The sequence below is a fragment of the Streptomyces sp. NPDC051921 genome, assembly GCF_040680975.1.
Lineage (GTDB): Bacteria > Actinomycetota > Actinomycetes > Streptomycetales > Streptomycetaceae > Streptomyces.
Map to the genome: position 1 here is coordinate 78542 of NZ_JBFAXU010000018.1, position 20208 is coordinate 98749.

The following is a 20208-nucleotide window of genomic DNA, read 5'->3' on the forward strand; positions in this document are numbered from 1 at the left end:
CGCTATCCGCCCGTCGGGCCCCGGTCCTCGCAGGCGAGGGTGAACTCCGACCAGCGCACCCCGTCCCGGGTCGTCGCGTACCGGCAGCGGTCGCCCTCCCGCAGCAGCCCGATGCCGGTGCGCCGTATCCAGGACGTGCCCGCGGCGGCCTGCCGGAAGGTGCGGCCGCCGTCCGCGCTCTCGTACGGCGACCGCTCTCCGTAGACCGTCACGCGGCCGGCCGGGCCCGGCACCGGGAGGCCCGTGACGGTGCGCGGCTCAGCCGCGGGGCCCGTGGTCCACATCCGCGTCCAGGTGCGTCCTCCGTCGAGCGAGCGGTGCAGGGCCCGCATCGGGTTCTTCACCGGCTCGCCGCCCTCCAACTCGCCCAGTTCCGCCGCGTACACCGCGTCCGGACCGACCGCCACGTGCACGGCCCAGAGCCGCGGCAGGCCCGTGACCGCCGGCGGGCTCGGCAGCCGGCTCAGCGTCCAGCTCCGACCCCCGTCACGGGAGAAGGCCAGCGCGTCCCGCCCGGAGACGGGGTCGCGGCCCGAGACCCACCAGGAACCGTCCGGCTCCGCCACGGCGGCCGGCTGCGGCAGGTCCCCGAGCCGCGGCGGCCGGGCCAGGGCCCGCCGCCGCCCGTCCTCCGGCGAGATGACGACGATCCGCTCCCGCGCGCACTCCTGCGTCGGCCCCGGGGAGGGCGGAAGGCACTCGGTGGCGAGGACCGCGCCCGCCGGTATCAGCGGGGTCGTCCCGACCGCGCGCCGCTCGACCGCGCGCCAGCTCCGCCCGGCGTCCGCCGTGAACCAGGTCCGCTCCGGCTCGTCCCCGCCGCCGTCCTCGATCACCGCCCGACCCGGTCCGAGCACCGTCAGCCCCGCCGAGACACCCCTCGACGGCGGTATCTCGGGCAGCGGACTGCTCCGCAGCGCCCAGGACCGCGCGCCCCCGTCGAGGGCGGCCACCTGCTGTCGGCAGAAGCCGTTCTCCGGCCGGGCCCGGTCGGTCACACACTGCACGAGCAGAACCATCCCGCTGCCGTCGGCAGCGAAACCCGCGCTGTGCGCCCAGCCAGGAAGCCCCGGCGCCGACGGGATCCGCGCCGGTGCCCCGTAAGGCCCACCGATGCCGGACGCCGTCGGCGCCCCGGGCCCTCCGGACGCCCGGGGCTTCGCAGCCCCCTCCGTACAGGCCGAGGCGAGCGTCATCAGCAGCACGGCGGCACACGCCGCCTTCCAGGAACCGCGCATCGAACTCCCCCTGTTCTCCTCCACGTTCCGTGTCTGCTTCTGTTACACCGCTCACCGCCTCCGGGTTCCCATCTCCGGAGCACCAATTTCCGAGACCCTTCGCGGCCGCATCCGAGCGAGCCTTCGCGGCTGCATCCCCGGGCACCGTGCCCCATCCCCGGCACCGTGCCCCGCCCTCATCCCCAGGACGGCGCGCGGCCCCACCCCGAGGACCGTGCCCCGACCGCTCCCCCGGCCGTCCGCCCGCTACTTCCCGAGCCGCCCGAACTTCCGTACCGCCAGCGGGAAGAAGACCCCGAGCAGTGCCAGCGGCCACAGAACCGCCGCGCCGATCCAGCCCGGTTCGCCGCCGGGGCCGCCGAACAGGTCGCGTACGGCGGTGGCGGTCGCCGACATCGGGTTCCACTCGACGACCGCGCCCAGCCAGCCCGGCATCGCCTCGGGCGAGGCGAAGGCGTTGGAGAGGAAGCCGACCGGCCAGACCAGGATCTGCACCGCCTGGACCAGCTCGGCGCGCCCCGCGATCAGGGCGAGGAAGATCCCGATCCACAGCATCGCGAAGCGCAGCAGGAGCAGCAGCCCCACCGCGCCGACGAAGGCGCCGAGGCCGCCGTGCACCCGCCAGCCGATCGCGTGGCCGACGCCGATCATCAGGAGCAGCCCCACCGTCGACTGCAGCATGTCGGCCGCCGCCCGCCCCACGAGCACCGCGCCGTCCGCCATCGGCATGGCCCGGAAGCGGTCGATCACCCCCTTGTTCAGGTCCTGGGTGACCGCGGTCATCGTCCCTTCGAGGCCGAAGACCATGGTCAGCGTGAGCATCCCGGGCACGAGGAAGTCGACGTAGTCGCCCTCGACCGCCCGCCCGCCGCCGACCAGGTAGCCGAACATCAGCAGCATCATGACCGGGAAGACGAGCCCGACCACCACCTGCACAGGCTGCCGCGCCCAGTGGGCCAGCTCCCGTCGGGTCATCGTCCAGCAGTCGCTCACCGCGTACGCCGCGCTCATGCAGCCACCTCCTCGACCCGGGCGCTCGTCAGATGCAGGAAGACCTCGTCGAGCGTGGGCCGCCGCAGGGCGATGTCCTCCGCCTCGATCCCAGCCGTCTCCAGGACCCTCACCGTCTCCGCCAGCGAGGCCATCCGATCGCGCACGGGCGCGCTGATCCGCCGCCGGTCCCGGTCGACGTCCGCCCCGGCCGCGCCGAACGGCAGCAGCCGCACCGCCTCGTCGAGTCGGGCCCGGTCCCGTACGACCACGTCGATCCGGTCCCTCCCGACCCGGGTCTTCAGCTCGTCGGGGGTGCCGTCGGCGACCACCCGCCCCTGGTCGACGACCGAGATCCGGTCGGCCAGCTGGTCGGCCTCCTCCAGGTACTGGGTGGTCAGCAGCACCGTCGTGCCCCCGCCGACCAGGGAACGCACGGACTCCCACACCTCCCCGCGCCCGCGCGGGTCGAGCCCGGTGGTCGGCTCGTCGAGGAAGAGCACCTCCGGGTCGGTGACCAGCGAGGCGGCCAGGTCGAGCCGCCGCCGCATGCCACCGCTGTACTGCCGTACGGGCTTGCGGCCGGTGTCCGCGAGCCCGAAGCGCTCCAGGAGCTCGTCCGCGCGCCGCCCCGCGCCCCGCGCGCCCAGGTGGTGCAGCCGGCCGAACATCTCCAGGTTCTGCCGGCCGGACAGCTCCTCGTCGAGCGCCGCGTGCTGGCCGAGCAGCCCGATCCGCCGCCGCACCTCGGCGGCCTCCCGCCGGACGTCGTGCCCGGCCACGCGTACCTCGCCCTCGTCGTGCCGGAGCAGGGTGGCCAGCACCCGTACGGTCGTGGTCTTCCCGGCACCGTTCGGGCCGAGCAGCCCGTGCACCGTGCCCCGCCGGACCGACAGGTCGAGCCCGTCGAGCGCCTGCTTCAGGCCGTACCGCTTCCGCGCGCCCTTCACGAGGATCGCGTCGTCCACTGACATCCCTTTCCTCCCGAAAACCCTGTAGTCAAATTTGACCACTGCCAGGCGGGGGAGATTATGCCCTCATGGGAGTCTAGTCAAACTTGATTAGCTTGGGCTTGGGCTTGGGCTTGGGCTTCGGCTTGGGCTTGGGCTTGGGCTGCGGCCTCGGCTGCGGCTGCGGCTGCGGCTGCGGCCTCGGCCTTGGCCTCGGCTTCAGCTCATCTTCGCGTCGTCCGGGTGCGGACCCGTCGCGTACGGGTTCTCCTCGCCCTCCGCGAGGACTCCCACGAAGGGCTCCCCCTCGCCCGCGAACACGTACGCCCCGCCCTCGATCCGGTCGATCAGGCCGAGCGTCCACTCCCGGCTCGAGTCGGCCGAGTGCACCCAGAGGTGCATGATCTCCCCGATGTGTCCCAGCTGCCCGGGCCCGCCCGCCGGCGTGTAGTACTCGGTGACCGCCGACCGCCACTCGTCCAGGCCCCGCACCCGGGCCCTGAGCAGCTCCACGGCCTCCGCCCGCGGCAGGTCCACGACGAAGCCGAGGGCTGCCGACAGGACGTCCATCGCCTGGTCGTACGTGGACAGGGCCTCGCGCAGCAGCCGGAGGTACTCCTCCCGGCCCGCGTCCGTGATCTCGTACTCGACCCGCGGCGGCCCGCCCGCCGTGCTGGGGGCGATCTCGTCCGCGGCCAGCAGTCCCTGCTTCGCCATCTGCTTCAGCGCGTGGTAGATCGAGCCGGGCTTGGCGTTGGACCACTCGTGCGCGCCCCAGTACTCCAGGTCGTTGCGCACCTGATAGCCGTGGGCGCGGCCGTGCATCTTGACCGCGCCCAGGACGAGAAGGCGGATCGCCGACATCCCACGGACCTCCCTGGTCAATTTCGACCAGGGTAGGCCAGGGGGCGGGGGCGGAGCAGGGCCGCCTCAGGCCTGCTGCTTCTCCAGCTCGATCAGCTCGAAGGACCCCTTGCCGTCGAGCGACTCCCGGATCACGTCCGCGTGCCCGGCGTGCCGGCCGATCTCCTGGACCAGGTGCAGCAGCATCCAGCGCACCGACACCCGCCCGTCCTTCGGGAACCAGGGCGCCGGCGGCAGCGGGAAGGTGTCGTCCAGGCTCGGCACGCTCCGGACGAACTCCTCCGTCTCCTTCGCCACGCCCTCCCAGAAGGCCACGGTCTCCGGGATCGACTCGCCGTCGAGGAGTCGGAAGGCCTCGCTCCAGGTCTCCTGGGTGCGCTGCCGCTCGTTCGGCCGCTGCTGGGCCAGCCGCAGCCAGTTGAGCTCGACCTCCGCGACGTGCTTGATCAGGCCGGAGAGGCTGAGCTCACTGGCGCTGGGGCGGCTCGCCGCCTGCTCCTCGGAGAGCCCGAGGGTCGCCCGTACGACGGCGGCGCGCTGCGCCTCGATGAAGTTGAGGAACGCGCCGCGCTCGTCGCCGGGGGCCTCCGCAGGAACAAGAGCAACCATGATTGTCCGCCTTCCGTGTCCGTAGCTGTCCGTCGCGAGGTCCCGAGCCGTAGCCCCTCCGACAACGACCACGCTACGGATCCTTGCGGACAGCTACGGTCCTCAATTCCCACAAGGACGTCCTCAATCCCGAAGAATTCCGGCCGACGCCCGACGACCCCCGCCGACCCCGGCCGACCCCAGCGAGCCGGGGCCCCGGCCGGCCCGAGCGTGCCCCGACCGACCCGGCCGACCCCGGGCGGAACCCGCTGGCCCCGCCCTGGGCCCCTGAGCCCTTGGGGCCTGGGCACTTGTGGCCTGGGCACTTGTGGCCTGGGTACTTGGGGCCTGGGTACTTGGGGCCTGGGTACTTGGGGCCTGGGTACTTGGGGCCTGGGTACTTGGGGCCTGGGTACTTGGGGCCTGGGCCCAGGGCCTGCGCCCTGCCGCCTCAGAACGGGAAGCGGCTGCGCCCGTACTGGATCGAGATCCACTTCTGCGTCGTGAAGGCCTCGATCATCGCCTCGCCGTTGAGCCGGCCGACGCCCGACTGCTTCTCGCCTCCGAACGGCACGATCGGCTCGTCGTGCACGGTGCCGTCATTGATGTGGATCATGCCGGTGTGGACGCGCTTGGCGATCCGCACGCCCCGCTCGATGTCGGCGGTGTGGACGGCGCCGCTGAGCCCGTACGGGGTGTCGTTGGCGATCCTCACGGCCTCGTCCTCGCCGTCGAAGGGCACGATCAGGGCCACCGGACCGAAGATCTCCTGGCCGAGGACGGGCGCGTCGGCGGCGATGCCGGTGAGGACGGTCGGGGAGACCAGGCTGCCCTCGACCGAGCCCCGCAACAGGGCGGTCGCGCCGCCCGCGACGGTCTGCTCGACGAGCGCGGAGACCGCCTCCGCCTGCTGGGAGTTGATGAGCGGACCGATGTGGGTGGCCGGGTCGGCCGGGTCGCCGACCCGCAGGGTCTTCACCTTGTCGACGAACTTCTCGGTGAACTCCGCCTCCAGGGTGCGGTCCACCAGGATGCGGTTGGCCGCCATGCAGACCTGCCCCTGGTGCACGAACCGGCTGAAGACCGCCGCGTCCACCGCGTAGTCGACGTCGGCGTCGTCGAGGACGATCAGGGCGCTGTTGCCGCCGAGTTCGAGGACGGCGTGCTTGAAGTGCTGGGCACAGACGGTGGCGACGTGGCGGCCGGTGCGGTCGGATCCGGTGAAGGAGATGACCTTCGGGACCGGGTGGGTGAGGAGGGCGTCGCCGATCTCGGCGATGTCGGTGACGACGACGTTGAGCAGTCCGGCCGGCAGGCCGGCGTCCTCCAGGACCTTGGCGACCAGGGTGCCGCCGCAGATCGGGGTGTTCTGGTGGGGCTTGAGCACGACCGCGTTGCCGAGCGCGAGCGCCGGGGCCACCGACTTGATCGACAGCAGGAAGGGGAAGTTGAAGGGCGATATGACACCGACGACGCCGACCGGGAGGCGGTAGACGCGGTTCTCCTTGCCGTCCACGGGCGAGGGCAGGATGCTGCCCTCGGGGCGCAGCGCGAGCTGGACGGCCTCGCGCAGGAACTCCTTCGCCAGGTGCAGCTCGAACCCGGCCTTCAGACGCGTGCCGCCGAGCTCGGCGACGATCGCCTCCGCGAGCTCGTCCTCACGCTCCTCGACGATCCGCAGGGCGCGCTCGAAGACGAGCCGACGCGTGTACGGGTTGGTCTCGGCCCACTCCGCCTGGGCGCGCTCGGCGGCCCGGTAGGCGCGGTCCACCTCGGCGGTGGTGGCGATGGTGATCGCGGCCAGCTTCTCCCCGGTGTACGGGTTGAAGTCGATGATGTCCCACGAACCGCTGCCGGGCTTCCACTCGCCGTCGATGTACTGGTGAGCCAGTTCGGTGAAGTAGGCCGAGGACGAAGCAGACGCCATGGAACGAGACCCCTTACCCGCGGTGGCGGATGTCGGCATGGACAGCCGCCGCGTCACAGCTGCCTCACTGATGTCTCGTCATCGTACTGACGTATCAGGAGAGTTGGAGGAGTCCTCGAAGAAGATCACGGCTTTCCGCGGGATCGGGGCTGTCCGCCTGCAGCCGCTCGAGGACCCTTCCGTACTGGGCGACTTCCTCGCGCTTGTCGAGATACAGGGCGCTGGTCAGCTGTTCCAGATAGACGACGTCCGAGAGGTCCGACTCAGGGAAGCTCAGCAGGGTGAAGGCGCCGCTCTCGCCCGCGTGCCCGCCGAAGCTGAAGGGCATGACCTGGAGCGTGACGTTGGAATGCTCCGAGATCTCGATGAGGTGCCGCAACTGGCCCTGCATGACGGCCCGGTCGCCGTACGGGCGGCGCAGCGCGGCCTCGTCGAGGACGGCGTGGAGGTGCGGGGCGTTCTCCGAGACGAGGACCTTCTGGCGCTCCAGACGCAGCGCGACCCGGCGCTCGATCTCGGCGCGCGGGGCGCCGGGCATGCCCCGGGTCACGACGGCGTGGGCGTAGGCCTCGGTCTGCAACAGGCCGTGGACGAACTGCACTTCGTAGAAGCGGATGAGGGAGGCGGCGCCTTCGAGGCCGATGTACGTCTGGAACCAGCCCGGCAGCACGTCGCCGAAGCTGTGCCACCAGCCGGCCACGTTGGCCTCGCGGACGAGGCTGAGGAGCGCGCCGCGCTCGCTCTCGTCGCTGACCCCGTAGAGCGTGAGCAGATCCTCGACGTCCCTGGCCTTGAAGCTCACCCTTCCCAACTCCATACGGCTGATCTTGGATTCGGACGCTCGGATCGAGTAGCCGGCGGCTTCCCGGGTGATGCCACGCGATTCGCGCAGTCGCCTCAACTGGGAGCCCAGCAGGATGCGGCGCACCACGCTCCCGCTCGTCCCGCTCGATTCGCCTGCCGTCACGGCTCCAGCCTCCCCTTCGCGGTGCTGCTTCTCGCTGTCGAGCCCCCGTCGAGCCCCGGATTCTGCCACTAAACGCTTCAGCGCGTACACATTCGATTACGGATAGACGGCGGGTTCCGGGCACCTCGGGGACGCGGGGCGGACGACTTATGCACAGATTCGGCACGGGGCCGGACAGGTCCGGCGCGTGCACGTGCATCTGCCCTTGCATCCCTTGGGCGCATTCGGAACCATGGTGCTCGCGCAAAGCCGCGTACTCGCGCGGATTGCCGCACCGTTGTCGCACCGCCTTTGTCGCACCACCGCCGCGATTCCCGGGAGTGCCTCGCATGGGACCGAATGGATCGACCATGCTCGAGCCGTTACGGCAGGGGCTTCCGCCGATCGATCCCGCGGCCGTCTCCAACTCCGCCTCCTGCGCCCTCCCGCCCCGCTACGAAGCGGTACGCGGTGCACGGAAGTTCACCAGTCAGACGCTCGACAACTGGGATTTGTCCGAGCGTTTCGACGATGTCGCCCTCGTCGTCTCCGAGCTGGTCACGAACGCCCTGCGGCACGCGGTGCCGGGCGAGGTGGCACCGGAGCGCGAGGAAGGCCTGAATCCGCCGGTGCGACTGCACCTGATGCGCTGGGCGTCGCGCCTGGTGTGCGCCGTGCGCGATCCCAGCCAGGAGAGCCCGGAGGCACGACAGGGCGACGAGGACTTCGCCGCCGAGTCGGGCCGGGGCCTGTTCCTGGTGGAGTCGTTCAGCGACAGCTGGGGCTGGCACCCGCTCGCGGGCACGCTCCAGGGCAAGGTGGTGTGGGCGCTGTTCCGGCTGGGGCCGGAGTAGTCCACGCGGACGTACGGGGAAGGGCCCCGGTGGCAGCAGCCGCCGGGGCCCTTTCTCGTTCGCGGCCCGCGGTTCTCGCTCGCGGCCCGCGTTCCGGCTCGCCGATCGCGGTGCGCGGCTCGCGGCTCGCGGCTCGCGGTTCACACCAGGTAGTCGAACTCCCCGTCCTTGACGCCCAGGAGGAGAGCCTCTATCTCGGCGGGCGTGTAGACGAGCGCGGGGCCGTCGGGGTGGCGCGAGTTGCGCACGGCGACGTCCCCTCCGGGCAGCTTGGCGAACTCCACACAGGAACCCTGGGAGTTGCTGTGCCGACTCTTCTGCCACACGACACCACGAAGCTCCGTGGCCGCCATGCCGTTGTACGCGTGGTGCGCGTGATGCACTGGTAGCTCCCCGAGATCTTTGGTGCAGGTGTCAACTTCCTCGGATCATAGCTGTGTTCACATGCCGATGCATGAGCAGATGCACGTGCACGAGGGGTGGTGTAGCGACTACACGACTCAGCGTGCTACTCCCCGGTACGGGCGGAACGGACGGCTCCCACCAGCATGTTGACCCACACGAGCTGTGACGCAGCGACGGCCCCTCCGGTTCACGACCCGGGCAGGCCGTCGAGGCCCGCCAGGCGCCTGCCCGTGCGGTCGTAGAGCGCGAGGTCCGGCGTGCTGCCCGGATCCCGCCGCGAGGCCGGGGTGTACGCGTACCAGACGCCCCAGCCCGGGCGGCCCGGCAGCTCCAGCAGGGTCGCGAGCGCGGTCCGGCCGTCCGCGTCCCGCAGCTCCACCCGGCCCACCGCGCGCGTGCCGTAATACAGGCCCGACTGGAAGATCCCGGACGCGTCCCCCTCCGACTGGTACGAGATCCCCGGCGCGGACGTCTCCACGTTGCCGTCCGTCACGCTGCGGAAGTCCTCGTCACCCGATGGTCCCGACCAGTGTTTGCCCTCGCTCGTCAGCCACACCCGCCAGCCCCGGCCCGCGTCTACCCGCTGCCCCGCCCGCACCACGCGCACCTCCGTCACCTGCGGCGCGGTCCCCCGGCTCGGTCCGGCCGCGACCGTGGGCAGCGGCGGGACGGGCGGCACGAGCGGAGCGACGCGGACCGGCCGCTCGGTGTCGCCGGGCAGGGACAGCGCCGCCATCGTGGCCGCGCCGGACACCGACAGCACCGCCAGGGTCGCCAGCGTCACCGACCGCCGCCGCCGACGGGCCCGCCCCCGACGCCGAACGGCCGCCAGCGGTACCGGACTCGGCGTGATGTCGTGCGCTGTCCGCGCGAACACGGCCCGCAGGTGCCCGCCCTCGTCGGAGTCGGGATCGGCGTAGGGCTCGGCATAAGGGTCGGCATAAGGGTCGGCATAGAGCTCGCGGTCGGGAGGGGAGCCAGGTTCGGGGCCGGGCTCGGAGCCCGGCTCGGAGTAGGGCTCGGGCTCGGGGCCCGGCTCGGGCTCGGGGCCCGGCTCGGGCTCGGGGCCCGGCTCGGGCTCGGGGCCGGGCTCGGAGCCCGGCTCGGAGTAGGGCTCGGGCTCGGGGCCCGGCTCGGGCTCGGGCTCGGAGCCGGGGGCCATCAACGGGCTCCGCCGGGGGCGGGGGCGGTCATCGTCGGGCTCCGGCCGGGGTGTCGGGCATCATCGGGCTCCGGCGGGGGTGTCGGGCATCATCGGGCTCCGGTGGGCGTGGGGGGAAGGGTGAGGCCCGGATGGCTCCGCAGCGCCGCGAGGCCGCGCCGGGCATGCGTCTTGACCGTACCGATCGAGCAGCCGAGCACCGTCGCGATCTCCTGTTCGCTCAGGTCCTCCCAGTAGCGCAGCACCATCACCGCCCGCTGCCGCGTCGGCAGGTCGGCTAACGCGGCGAGGAGCGCGGTGCGCCGCTCCACCGCCTCCGCGTGCCCCGCGGAGGCGTGCCGCAGCGACTCCGGCAGCACCGGCGTCAGCAGGTGCACCACCCGCTTCCGGCGCAGCCGGCTGAGGTTGTTGTTGATCAGCGCTCGCCGCACGTAGAGGTCGATCTCCTCGCGCGGGACCCGCCGCCAGCGCCCGTACACCTTGGCGAGGGTGGTCTGCACCAGGTCCTCGGCCTCGTGGAAGTCGCCCGTCAGGAGCTGCGCCGTACGCACCAGCCGGGGCCACGCGGCGACGGCGAACGCGGCGAAGCCGTCGTCCTCGTCGGTGGACTCCTGCGGTGCGGGCTCGTACGACACGGTGACGGACCTCGTGCTCGCTGCGGGTGTGAGGCAGGGCCCGCCCCGTGCCGGGCCCTGCCATGTGACACGCACGTCGAGGGGTCAGACGTTCCAGCCCGGCAGCTCGGCGAGCAGCCGCCCGTTGCGGTCGTAGAGCGCGACGGAGGCACCGCCGTCGTTCTCCGGCCCGGTGTGCGCGAACCAGACGCCCCAGCCGGGCCGCCCGGGCAGTTCGAGCAGGGTCGCGGGGGTCTTCGTGCCGTCCGTCCCCGTCAGCACGACCTTCCCGACCTTCTTGGTGCCGTAGTAGAGGCCGGAGTGGAAGACGCCGGCCGCGTCGCCCTCCGACTGGTGGCTGACGCCCGGCCGGGACAGGTCCACGTTGCCGTCGACGACGCTGCGGAAGTTCTCGTAGCCGTCGGGGCCCGACCAGTACTTGCCCTCCTCGGTCAGCCAGACCGTCCAGCCGCGGCCGGCGTCGACGCGCTCGCCGGAGGCGACGACCTGAACGGGGGACGGGGCCTTGGCCGTCACACCCGCGGCAGCGGCGGGAACGGATGCGTGGGCAGTGGCAGTGGCAGTGGCAACGGCCCGGTCAGGGGCCGCGACGGCGGGCGCGGCGGCGGTCGTGCACGCGGCCACGACCACGGCCGCGGCCAGCAGGTACTTCTTCATACGGTTGCTCCTGGTTTCCGGTGAGCGGTCCTCACTTCTTCCAAACCCGCTCCACCGCGCCCCGGATGACATGCCGTACGGAAAATCTCAGTCTTCGCCGTGAACAGCCGACGACAGCTCGTCCAGGGCCTCCAGGAGCAGCACGGCCCCCTTGCGCAGCAGGAAGTGGTCCGGGCCGGCCGCGTCCCAGGCCGCGACCGTCTCCCGCAGGTCGTCCCAGCGGGGCGCCTTCCGCTCCCGCAGCTCCTTCGCGCCCCGCTCCGTCGCCCGTCGCAGCGCCTCGGCCAGGGCCTCGGCCTCCGGAACCGCCGGGGCGCCGCGCTCCGGGAGATGCGCCTCCAGGAGCATCGCGACCCGCCCGAACTGGGCCAGGGCGTGCTCGGCGTCGCCCGCCGCCGCGTGCGACAGGCCCCGGTGCCGCACCGGCTCGTGGCCGGCCCGGGCCACGCCCTCCTGCCAGGCGATGCGGGACCCGCGGGCCTCGAGCAGCGCCTCGCGCACGTCCGGGCAGGCGGGGCCGGCCGGTTGGGCGTAATGGTCGACGACCGAGGCCGCGTACCGCCCGCTCGCCTTCAGCCAGTCGGCGAGCCGGCCGCGCAGCCGGGGCGTCTCCCAGGCCGGATAGACGGCGTACGACAGCATGGCGAGCACGCCGCCGAGGAGGGTGAGGAGCACCCGGTCGCGGACGGTCTGGGCGGCGCCCTCGCCCGCCATGCCGAGCAGGAAGACCACGTACGCGCCGACGCAGACCTGCGTCACGGCGTACCCGGTGCGCATCAGCAGGTACATCCCGAACGCGCACAGGACGGCGAGCGCCGCAAGCGCGTACGTGCCCGGCTGCCCGGCCTGCACGACGCCCGTCGCGACGGCCACCCCGACGAGGGTGCCGCCGAAGCGCGCGACGGAACGCCCGTACGTCTGCGAGAAGTCCGGGCGCATCACCATCACCGAGGCCAGCGGCGCCCAGTAGCCGTGCCCGAGCGGGAGCGCGGTACCGAGGAGGTAGCCGACGGTCGCCACGGCCGTCACCCGGATCGCGTGCCGCAGGATCGGGGACTCGTGCCGCAGTTCCGCCCGCATCCGGGCCAGCGCGACCGGCACGAGCCGGACGAGGGTGGGCCGGCTGCGGGCCGCGGCCGCCGTCTCCGTGCGCGGCTCCGCCGTCTCCACGACGTCGCCGAGCAGCGCCGCGAGTCGGGCCGCGGCCCGCCGGGGCGCGCCGGACAGGATCGCGCCCGTGTCCGGCGTACGGAGCGCGGCGAGCGCGGCCGGCGGCAGCTCGACCGGATCGCCGTGCCGGATCGCGTGCGCGCACGCGTCGAGGGGCGCGCCCGCAGCGCCGAGCAGCTCCCGCACCCGGTCCCGTTCCGGCCCCTCCTCCGCCGCGCCCACCGCCGGGTCCGCCAGCGAGGCCAGCACCGGCCGGATCCGCTCCGCGAGGCCGCGCGCCCCGTGCAGCTCGGCGGGGCGGCGGCGGGCCTGGCGCGGGGTGACGGCGGCCGCGCTGCGGGCCGTCATCAGCGGTACGGGATCGAAGGCGGCGATCGGGTCGTACCGCAGCCGCCGCGCGTAGTCCGCCTCCGCGGCGAGCGCGTCGGCGAGCGCGTCGCGCTGCACGCCCCAACGGCGCACCGGCAGCAGCACGATCAGCCCGGCCTGCACCAGCCCGCCGACCGCGATCATCGCGGCGTGCCCGGCGGCGGTCGCGACGGACGTGGGGAGGGTGACGGTGACGAGCATGATCGCCACGTTGGAGGAGGCGATGAGCCCGACCGTCGGCCCGGCGGCCCATGCGAGCCCGGACAGGAAGGTCCACACCCCGAGGAGGACGAGGAACAGCAGGAGACGGGCCCCGGTCAGATAGCCGAGGAACGTGGACACGGCGAGAGACGCCCCGGAGGCGAGCGCCAGCGTCGGGCGCGGCCGGTACGAACGCTGGAAGGTCGCGATCGCCGCCTGGAAGGCCCCGAACGCCGAGGACGCCGCCACCGCCGGCCCGAACCACGCGAGCGACACCCCCACCACGAGCGCCAGCCCGAGCGCGCCCCGAGCGGCGACCGCCGGTTCCAACCTCCGCCGCTCGACGCTGAGCCCCGAGCGCGCGGTCTCCTTCAGCGCGCGGAGCCAGCTCATGGGGCGAGCCTAGTCGCGACGAGGGGCGAATCGGACATTCCTGGTGCTGGGCGTGGGGGCGCCGACGGGCACCGGGCGGACCTCGCCCCGCGGGGGGTGGGATGAGTGAGCACCTGCAGGACCGCGCCCCGCCGGGGGATGAGTGAGCACCTGCAGGACGCCCCCCACGGTGCACGGGTGAGGCCAGGCCCGGCGGACCTCGCACTGCCGGGGAGTGGGTGCGCCCCCGCCGCCGGCATTGCCCCGCCGGGGCACGGACGGACACCTGGGGGCAATGCCCCACCAGGCCACGCGCGGACGCGGGGGCATCGCCCCGCCGGTACACGGCTGAGTGCCTGGCGGTCCGCGCCCCGCCGGAGTGCGGGCGGGCGCCGGGCATTCCCCACCGGAGTGCGGACGGGCGCCGGGGCCCGGAGTGCGGACGGGCGCCGGGGTGCGGGCGGGCGCCGGGGCATTCCCCACCGGAGTGCGGACGGGCGCCGGGGCATTGCCCCGCCGGGGTGCGGGCGGGCGCCGGGCGACCTCGGTCCGCGACGTACGGCTGAGCGCCGGCGGGCCTCTCCCCGCCGAGCGCGGGTGGGCGCCGGGCGACCTCGGTCGGCCCGGGCGCCTAGCGGATCTCGCCCCGTGGGGGCGCGCCCAGGCCCGCGCGGTCCGCCGCCGACGTGCCGTGGTCCCAGCCCGCCTCGTCCCAGGCGGCGCGGACCCGGGTCGTCCGGGTCTCCGGGAAGAGCTCGTCGGTGCGGGAGGTGACCGCCACCTCGCGGGAGGCGAGGGCAGGGAGCAGCGTCGGGGTCTCGGCCGCGACCCGGCGGGTCGTCGCCGCGAGGCGGGCGCCGAGCCGGTTGGCGTAGGCGAGCAGGAAGGACTGCCGGAAGGACTTGGTGCGCTTGCGGCCGCCCTTCCGCTGTTCGGCCTCCGCGCGGGTCATCGCCGCCGTGCCCTGGACGAGCAGGGAGGTGTAGAGCAGCTCGACGGGCTCCAGGTCGGCCTCGAAGCCGACGACCGTCGAGAATCCGTACGCCTCGTTCCACACGGCCCGGCAGTGGTTCGCCGTGGCGACCGCGTCGAGCAGGATCGCCTTGGCCTGCTCGTACGGCGGGTCCACCCCGATCCGGATCGCCCCCGGCGTCTCCGGCGAGGGCGCGCCGGCGGCCAGGGACGCCTCGTCGAGGCTGTGCCGGGCCATCAGCTCCTGTGCCTTGGCGGTCAGGGCCTCGGCCTCCTCGGCGTACGTGGTCGCCTCGGCCTTGGCGAGCAGTGCGCGGATCCTGGTCAGCATCTTCGGTTCGCCCGCGACGGCGGGTGGCAGGGCCTCGCCGGGCACGGGCCCGACGGCGTCGAGGCGGGGCAGTCGGACGAGGAGCCGGTAGAGCTCCAGGGTGGCGGTGGCGTGCGAGAAGCGGTCGGTGGGGGCCGCTTCCGCGGGGTCGAGCGCGTCGAGCTGCGCCTGCCAGCGGTGCGGGAGCCGCTCGTAGCCCGCGGTCTCCGACCGTACGAGTGTGATGAGCAACCGCACGTGTTCGTCGGCGAGTTCACGGCGAGCGGTGCGGACGAGGTCGGCGGGCTGCCAGCCGCGGGTCCACAGGGTGCGGACGAACTCCCGCCCGCGCCGGGCGACTTCGGCGTCGGCCGAGCGGTCGGCGGCGAGGAGGGAGGCGGCGGTGTCGAGGGCACGGTCGTCGCGCCGGTCCCCGTACAGCGCCTTGAGGGCCTCGTCGACGGTGCTGCCGCTCCTGCTCTCGGTGCCGCTCATGCCGGACGCCTCGCGTCGAACTCCTCGCGGGCGCGGGCGATCGTGGCCCGGTGGTCGAGCGACCGGTCGACCAGCTGCTCGATCAGGTGGGTCTCGGCTCTCGTGACGGCCGTGGTGGTCACGTCGGTGTTCCCTCCGACATCACTGCGCCTCCTTCCAAGATCGTCCCCGCCTCGCCACGATGGTCCCGGGCACTCGTTCACCGTCATCATCCATGCCCAGGGGGTGTCCATGCTGCTCGTCACCCGGTCTCCGGCGCTCTCGGCTCGCTCGTCGCGGAGCGGGTAGCCGACCGCGACGACGTCGTCCTCGGCACCCGCGGCGGGCTGCCCGGCACCCGGCACGTCGACTTCGACGAGCCCGCCACGCTCCCGGAGGCCTTCGCCGGGATCGACACCCTGCTCCTGATCTCGGCCGGGTACAGGGAGGACGACGTGGTCGTGGCCGCCACGAGGCCACGGTCCCGGCCGCCGAGCGGGCCGGGGTCCGCCGCGTCGTCCGCACCAGCCTGTCCGGCGGCGGCGACCACCTGCCGTACGCGCTGGCCCACCGCTGGACCGAGCGGCGGCTGCGGCGGTCGGGAGCCGCTGGACGTCCTGGAGGTGTTCGCGGCCGCCGTACGGGAGGGGTAGGCCTGGCACTACCTCCGGGACGCCCGCTGGTGGTCGTGATCGGGAGGGGCGGAAACGGTTCGCTTGAGGCATGCGACCGAACCCCTCGATGCCCCCGCTGACGCAGCCGTCCCCGCCGGACGCCTTGGCGCCGCCGGACGCCGTGGCGCCGCCGGCGGTACGGCTCCGCGGCCTGCGCCGCCACCACCGGGACGTCCGCGCCCTCGACGGCGTGGACCTCGACTTCCCCGCCGGGACGTTCACCGCCGTCATGGGCCCGTCGGGCTCGGGCAAGTCGACCCTCCTGCAGTGCGCGGCCGGCCTCGACCGGCCGACGGCGGGCAGCGTGGAGGTCGGAGGCGTCCCGCTTGCCGGCCTGAGCGAGCGCCGCCTCACGCTGCTGCGGCGGGACCGGATCGGCTTCGTCTTCCAGTCCTTCAACCTGCTGCCCTCGCTCACCGCCGCCCAGAACGTGGCCCTGCCGCTCCGGCTGGCCGGCCGCCGCCCGTCCCGTACGCGGGTGCGGGAGGCCCTGGCCCGCGTCGGCCTCGCGGGCCGCGAACGGCACCGCCCCGGCGAACTCTCCGGCGGCCAGCAGCAACGCGTGGCCCTGGCCCGCGCGTTGATCACCTGCCCGGCGGTCCTCTTCGCCGACGAACCGACCGGTGCCCTCGACTCGACGACCGGCCGCGAGGTCCTGGCGATGCTGCGCGAGCTGGTCGACGGGGACGGTCAGACGATCGTCATGGTGACCCACGACCCGGTGGCGGCGGCCTGCGCCGACCGGGTGGTGTTCCTGGCCGACGGACGGGTGCAGGGCGAACTGACCGGGCCGACGGCGGATGCGGTCGCGGCCAGGATGGCGGGGTTGGAGACGGCCGCTCCGACGGGCGGGGCCGGCCCGAGCGGTGGCCCGAGCGGTGGGACGAGGCCGACCGGCGCCACGAGTCCGACCGGCGCGGGCGATCCCGCCTCCGCGGCGAGTCCGACCGGCGCGGGCGATCCCGCCTCCGCGGCCCGCCCCGCCTCCGCGTGGAAGTCGGGCGCACCGTGCTGACCGTCGTCCTCGCCGGGCTGCGGGCCCGTTGGGCCTCCTTCGTCGGCGGTTTCACCGCGCTCGCGCTCGGAGTCGGGCTCGTCGCCGTCATGGGGCTCGGGCTGTCGGCCACCGTCCGCGCGCCCGAGCGCGCGCCGGAGCGATTCGCCTCGTCGCCCGTCGTCGTGCAGGGTCATGACCGGATCGCGGTGGAGGTGCGGCGCGGACCGGACACCGGCGTCGCGACAGCACCGCTGGACCGTCCACAGCCTGTGGACAACGAACTCCTGCGCGAACTGCGCGCCCGCTGGACCGTCACGACGAGCGGCACCGTCCCCTCGGCCGGTCCCGACGCCGTCGGGGTCGCCGCCCCGGCGACCGAGGTCCGGGCCCTGGTCGGCGACCGGGCGCGGGTCCTCACCGGCGCGGAGCGGCGGGCGGTCGATCCGGAGGCCGCCCGGGACGCCCGGGCGCTCGTCACCCTCAACGCCCTGCTCGGCACCGCCGGCGGCGTGACCACCTTCGTCTCCGTCTTCGTCGTCGCGTCCACCTTCGCCTTCGCCGTGGCGCTCCGGCGCCGCGAGTACGGCCTGCTGCGCATGGCCGGTGCCACTCCCGGCCAGGTGCGGCGGATGCTGCTCGCCGAGGCGACGGGCGTCGGGGTCGCGGCCTCCGCCGCCGGCTGCCTGCTCGGCGCGTGGGGCACGCCCCGGCTCGCCCGGGCGCTGGTGGACGGCGGGGTGGCCCCCTCCTGGTTCACGATCGACGCGGGCGCGAACGCGGTCGCCTGGCCGTACCACGCGGCCTTCTGGACCGGCGTGACCGTCGCCCTCGCCGGCGCGCTGGCCGCGTCCCGACGGGCCGGGCGGGTCGGCCCGACGGCCGCCCTGCGCGAGGCGGACGTCGACGCGGACGTCCTGCCGCGCGGCCGGGCGCTGCTCGGGGCGGTGCTGCTGCTCGCGGGCGTGGGCCTGACGCTGTGGACGCTCGCGACGGAGCCGTCCGAGCTCCTGAAGCGCAAGACGTACACGACCCAGCCGATGCTGCTGATCACCGGCGTCGCGCTGCTCTCCCCGCTCCTCGTACGGCCCGCCGCCCGGGCGGTACGGCTGTGGGGGGCGACGGGCATGCTCGTGCGGGAGAACAGCGCGGCCGCCGTACGCCGCACCGCCGCCGTCGCCGCGCCCGTCCTCGTGACGGTCGCCCTCGCAGGCACGCTCCTCGGCTCGGCGGCGACCGTGACGGGCGCCAGGGCGACGGAGGCGCGGCAACAGACGACGGCGGCGTACGTGACGACCACGGCGGGCGGGGAGCACCCCGGCGTCGCCTCCCTGCCCACGGCCCGAACCGCACCCGCGTCCGCACCCCCGCCCACGGCCCGAACCGCACCCCTGCCCACCGCCCGAACCGCACCCCCGCCTGCGTCGCGAACCACGCCCCCGCCCGCGCGCCCGGCGTCGGGCGCCGCCACCGGAGCGACCTCCGTCTTCGTACGGGAGGAGGCGGAGGCCCTGGTCAAGTACGGCGCGCGGGCCGTGGCCGACCCGGCCGCCTGGGCCTCGTACGCCCGCCTTCCAGTGGTCGCGGGCGACCCGCGGAAGCTGGACGACGGCTCGATCGTCGTGAACGAGGAGTTCGAGCGGCGGACGGTCGGCGAGACCGTCGAGGTCTGGCGGGCGGACGGCCGCGGGCCGGTCCGGCTGCGCGTCGTGGCGGTGCTCGCGAAGGGGACGGGCGACAACGGCCCGTACGTGACCTGGGCGAACGCGCCGGGCGCGACGGTGGACCGGATCGACGCGGACCGGCCGGTCCCGATGCCGGGCGGGACCGTCCGGACGGCCGACGCCTGGGCGGCCGCGACCCACCCGTCGGCGACCCCGCAGACCCGGCTCGGCCTGCTCCTGGTCCTCGGCATCGCCCTCGTCTACACGGTGATCGCCCTCGCCAACACCCTGCTCATGGCCACCTCGGTCCGCGGCCCCGAACTGACCGCACTCCGCCTGGCCGGCGCCACCCGGGCACAGGTCCTGCGGGTGGTCGCCGGCGAGTCGCTGCTGGCGACGGCGATCGGCGCGGTCCTGGGCCTGGCCGTCACGGCCCTCTGCCTCGGCGCCCTGGGCACCGGCCTCGCGGCCCTTTCCGCCCCGGTCGCCCTGACGGTCCCGTGGGGCCCGCTCGGCTCGGCAGCGGGGGTCTGCGCGGCGGTCGCGACGGTCGCGACGGTCGTCCCCGCGTGGCGGCTGACCCGCTGAGGGGTGAGGCTGGTGAGTCGGGACGGGACAGGGACTGGGGTCGGAGCCGGGTCCCTGTCCCGTCCCGCCTGCGCTGTCAGTGGCGGGCGATAACTTGCCCCTGGACGAACACCGAATCGGGGGCAAGGGGGACCGCTGTGCATCTGCACCTGCGCGCCGCGGCGGAGACGGATCTACGGGACGACCACGAGTGGCTGACCGCGTTCATGGGCGCGGCCTGGGAGAACCACCGGGTCGAGCACGCGGCGGGGGTGTCCGACTCCGTCGAGAAGGACTTCCGGACGCTCCACGAGCTGTACGAGGCGAGCGCCGAGAGCGACGCCTGGCTCCCGGTCTTCGGCGGCCGCCAGCCCGCCGGCGGCCCGTCCGACAGGCTCGCCCACCCGCCCCTGATGCTGCTCGCGCCCGACGAGACGGTCCGGGCCGCGGCCTTCCTCGCGGCGGTCTCCTTCGAGGAACTCTGGTCCCGGGCGGGCGCCTCGATCCACGGCTCCTTCGGTCCCGGCTGGCCCGAGCCCACGGTCCGCGACATCTTCCGGTCCCACCACGAGCACCTCCGCGCCTTCTACGAACGCGCGGCGGTATCGGGCCACGCGGTGGTCAAGGCGGGCTGGTTCTAGCCGGATCGCCGACGTGGGCCCGGCCCAGGCCTGGGGGACCGGCTCACGCCGCGTTCCACGCCTCCGTCGTGCAGCCCGTCTCCCAGTGCCACCACCCGTCCTTCGTGCCCCGCTCCAGCACCTCCTTGATCTCCGTCATCGGCGCATCGGCCGGAACGGTGAGGGCCACGAGGGGGAAATCGCTGCTGAAGGACTCGCCGCCCAGGCCGAACGGGGCAAGCCGTTCGTGGACGGCGCGGGCGCTCGGGCCGAGGGGCCCGGAGCGGACGGGCAGCACGCGGACCGTGACGTTCCCGGACGCGGCCGCCCGGCCCGTGGCCCAGTGCATGCCGTCGGCGTCCGTCGTGTAGCGCACGACGTCCCCCTCGGCCACCCCGTCCTGAAGGAACGGCACGTTGGCCACCCGGGCCGTGTCCTCGCCCACCCGCACGGCCCACAACCCCTCGGTGTCCTGCGGAAGCCAGCCCTCGCGGGGGACGAAACGGAACCAGATCTTGATGCGGTCGGCGGGTGTCTCGCTCACCCGGCGAGGTTAGCCCCCGCGACCGCGGACCGCCCCCGGAACCGGACGCCGGAACCCGGCG

General features: G+C 74.1%; 19 protein-coding genes. 4 read left to right on the forward strand and 15 right to left on the reverse strand.

Going from position 1 to position 20208, the window contains the following annotated elements:
• Nucleotides 1-2 precede the first annotated feature (2 nt).
• From AB0M16_RS23565 to AB0M16_RS23595, 7 genes are all read right to left on the reverse strand, one after another.
• Nucleotides 3-1007, reverse strand: a complete 1005-nt coding sequence (locus AB0M16_RS23565) for an exo-alpha-sialidase (RefSeq protein ID WP_365345965.1) — start codon at nt 1005-1007, stop codon at nt 3-5.
• 477 nt (nt 1008-1484) lie between these two features.
• A complete protein-coding gene (locus AB0M16_RS23570) occupies nt 1485-2249 on the reverse strand; it encodes an ABC transporter permease (RefSeq protein ID WP_365345967.1) in 765 nt (254 codons plus the stop codon).
• Entirely contained in the window at nt 2246-3202 is a 957-nt protein-coding gene (locus tag AB0M16_RS23575) for an ATP-binding cassette domain-containing protein (protein WP_365345969.1), read from the reverse strand. The genes AB0M16_RS23570 and AB0M16_RS23575 overlap by 4 nt, the downstream gene beginning before the upstream one ends.
• A gap of 195 nt (nt 3203-3397) precedes the next feature.
• The gene (locus AB0M16_RS23580) at nt 3398-4042 is read right to left on the reverse strand and encodes a PadR family transcriptional regulator (protein ID WP_365345971.1); all 645 of its coding nucleotides are present in this window, start codon (nt 4040-4042) and stop codon (nt 3398-3400) included.
• A 66-nt stretch (nt 4043-4108) separates the two neighbouring features.
• On the reverse strand, nt 4109-4651 hold the full coding sequence (locus AB0M16_RS23585) for a DinB family protein (protein ID WP_365345973.1): 543 nt from the start codon (nt 4649-4651) through the stop codon (nt 4109-4111).
• A gap of 430 nt (nt 4652-5081) precedes the next feature.
• Nucleotides 5082-6557 (reverse strand): aldehyde dehydrogenase family protein, encoded by a 1476-nt coding sequence (locus AB0M16_RS23590; RefSeq protein WP_365345975.1) that lies wholly within the window; start codon nt 6555-6557, stop codon nt 5082-5084.
• Between the two features lie 94 nt (nt 6558-6651).
• Nucleotides 6652-7524, reverse strand: a complete 873-nt coding sequence (locus AB0M16_RS23595) for a helix-turn-helix transcriptional regulator (protein ID WP_365345977.1) — start codon at nt 7522-7524, stop codon at nt 6652-6654.
• 329 nt (nt 7525-7853) lie between these two features.
• Between AB0M16_RS23595 and AB0M16_RS23600 the strand changes: the two genes are divergently transcribed.
• Nucleotides 7854-8357 (forward strand): ATP-binding protein, encoded by a 504-nt coding sequence (locus AB0M16_RS23600; RefSeq protein WP_365345979.1) that lies wholly within the window; start codon nt 7854-7856, stop codon nt 8355-8357.
• 140 nt (nt 8358-8497) lie between these two features.
• Here AB0M16_RS23600 and AB0M16_RS23605 read toward each other — a convergent pair whose 3' ends face one another.
• From AB0M16_RS23605 to AB0M16_RS23635, 7 genes are all read right to left on the reverse strand, one after another.
• The gene (locus AB0M16_RS23605; RefSeq protein ID WP_365346148.1) at nt 8498-8710 is read right to left on the reverse strand and encodes a DUF397 domain-containing protein; all 213 of its coding nucleotides are present in this window, start codon (nt 8708-8710) and stop codon (nt 8498-8500) included.
• A gap of 239 nt (nt 8711-8949) precedes the next feature.
• On the reverse strand, nt 8950-9924 hold the full coding sequence (locus AB0M16_RS23610; RefSeq protein ID WP_365345981.1) for a hypothetical protein: 975 nt from the start codon (nt 9922-9924) through the stop codon (nt 8950-8952).
• Nucleotides 9925-10013: 89 nt separating this feature from the next.
• Nucleotides 10014-10559, reverse strand: a complete 546-nt coding sequence (locus AB0M16_RS23615; RefSeq protein WP_365345983.1) for a SigE family RNA polymerase sigma factor — start codon at nt 10557-10559, stop codon at nt 10014-10016.
• Nucleotides 10560-10643: 84 nt separating this feature from the next.
• Nucleotides 10644-11216: a hypothetical protein gene (locus tag AB0M16_RS23620; protein ID WP_365345984.1), complete on the reverse strand. Its 573-nt coding sequence runs from the start codon at nt 11214-11216 to the stop codon at nt 10644-10646.
• A gap of 87 nt (nt 11217-11303) precedes the next feature.
• Nucleotides 11304-13349: an FUSC family protein gene (locus AB0M16_RS23625; RefSeq protein WP_365345985.1), complete on the reverse strand. Its 2046-nt coding sequence runs from the start codon at nt 13347-13349 to the stop codon at nt 11304-11306.
• A 610-nt stretch (nt 13350-13959) separates the two neighbouring features.
• Entirely contained in the window at nt 13960-15105 is a 1146-nt protein-coding gene (locus AB0M16_RS23630) for a DUF2786 domain-containing protein (protein WP_365345987.1), read from the reverse strand.
• Nucleotides 15102-15227 (reverse strand): hypothetical protein, encoded by a 126-nt coding sequence (locus AB0M16_RS23635; RefSeq protein ID WP_365345989.1) that lies wholly within the window; start codon nt 15225-15227, stop codon nt 15102-15104. Before AB0M16_RS23635 ends, AB0M16_RS23630 begins: the two co-directional genes overlap by 4 nt.
• A 598-nt stretch (nt 15228-15825) precedes the next feature.
• On the opposite strand from AB0M16_RS23635, the gene AB0M16_RS23640 reads away from it, so the two are divergent.
• The 3 genes from AB0M16_RS23640 to AB0M16_RS23650 all read left to right on the forward strand — a co-directional run bounded on the left by AB0M16_RS23640 (nt 15826) and on the right by AB0M16_RS23650 (nt 19624).
• Nucleotides 15826-16773 (forward strand): ABC transporter ATP-binding protein, encoded by a 948-nt coding sequence (locus AB0M16_RS23640; protein ID WP_365346150.1) that lies wholly within the window; start codon nt 15826-15828, stop codon nt 16771-16773.
• Entirely contained in the window at nt 16767-19004 is a 2238-nt protein-coding gene (locus tag AB0M16_RS23645; protein WP_365345991.1) for an FtsX-like permease family protein, read from the forward strand. Before AB0M16_RS23640 ends, AB0M16_RS23645 begins: the two co-directional genes overlap by 7 nt.
• A gap of 137 nt (nt 19005-19141) precedes the next feature.
• Nucleotides 19142-19624, forward strand: coding sequence for a DUF1877 family protein (locus AB0M16_RS23650; protein WP_365345993.1), 483 nt, complete (start codon nt 19142-19144; stop codon nt 19622-19624).
• 43 nt (nt 19625-19667) lie between these two features.
• Here AB0M16_RS23650 and AB0M16_RS23655 read toward each other — a convergent pair whose 3' ends face one another.
• Nucleotides 19668-20147 (reverse strand): DUF4265 domain-containing protein, encoded by a 480-nt coding sequence (locus tag AB0M16_RS23655; protein ID WP_365345995.1) that lies wholly within the window; start codon nt 20145-20147, stop codon nt 19668-19670.
• Nucleotides 20148-20208: the final 61 nt, after the last annotated feature.

Bases quoted from the DNA above. Each gene is read 5' to 3' on its own strand.
- AB0M16_RS23575 (WP_365345969.1), bottom strand. From the start codon at position 3,202: ATGTCAGTGGACGACGCGATCCTCGTGAAGGGCGCGCGGAAGCGGTAC.
- AB0M16_RS23625 (WP_365345985.1), bottom strand. From the start codon at position 13,349: ATGAGCTGGCTCCGCGCGCTGAAGGAGACCGCGCGCTCGGGGCTCAGC.
- AB0M16_RS23605 (WP_365346148.1), bottom strand. From the start codon at position 8,710: ATGGCGGCCACGGAGCTTCGTGGTGTCGTGTGGCAGAAGAGTCGGCAC.
- AB0M16_RS23620 (WP_365345984.1), bottom strand. From the start codon at position 11,216: ATGAAGAAGTACCTGCTGGCCGCGGCCGTGGTCGTGGCCGCGTGCACG.
- AB0M16_RS23585 (WP_365345973.1), bottom strand. From the start codon at position 4,651: ATGGTTGCTCTTGTTCCTGCGGAGGCCCCCGGCGACGAGCGCGGCGCG.
- AB0M16_RS23600 (WP_365345979.1), top strand. From the start codon at position 7,854: ATGGGACCGAATGGATCGACCATGCTCGAGCCGTTACGGCAGGGGCTT.
- AB0M16_RS23640 (WP_365346150.1), top strand. From the start codon at position 15,826: ATGCCCCCGCTGACGCAGCCGTCCCCGCCGGACGCCTTGGCGCCGCCG.
- AB0M16_RS23590 (WP_365345975.1), bottom strand. From the start codon at position 6,557: ATGGCGTCTGCTTCGTCCTCGGCCTACTTCACCGAACTGGCTCACCAG.
- AB0M16_RS23580 (WP_365345971.1), bottom strand. From the start codon at position 4,042: ATGTCGGCGATCCGCCTTCTCGTCCTGGGCGCGGTCAAGATGCACGGC.
- AB0M16_RS23630 (WP_365345987.1), bottom strand. From the start codon at position 15,105: ATGAGCGGCACCGAGAGCAGGAGCGGCAGCACCGTCGACGAGGCCCTC.
- AB0M16_RS23610 (WP_365345981.1), bottom strand. From the start codon at position 9,924: ATGGCCCCCGGCTCCGAGCCCGAGCCCGAGCCGGGCCCCGAGCCCGAG.
- AB0M16_RS23570 (WP_365345967.1), bottom strand. From the start codon at position 2,249: ATGAGCGCGGCGTACGCGGTGAGCGACTGCTGGACGATGACCCGACGG.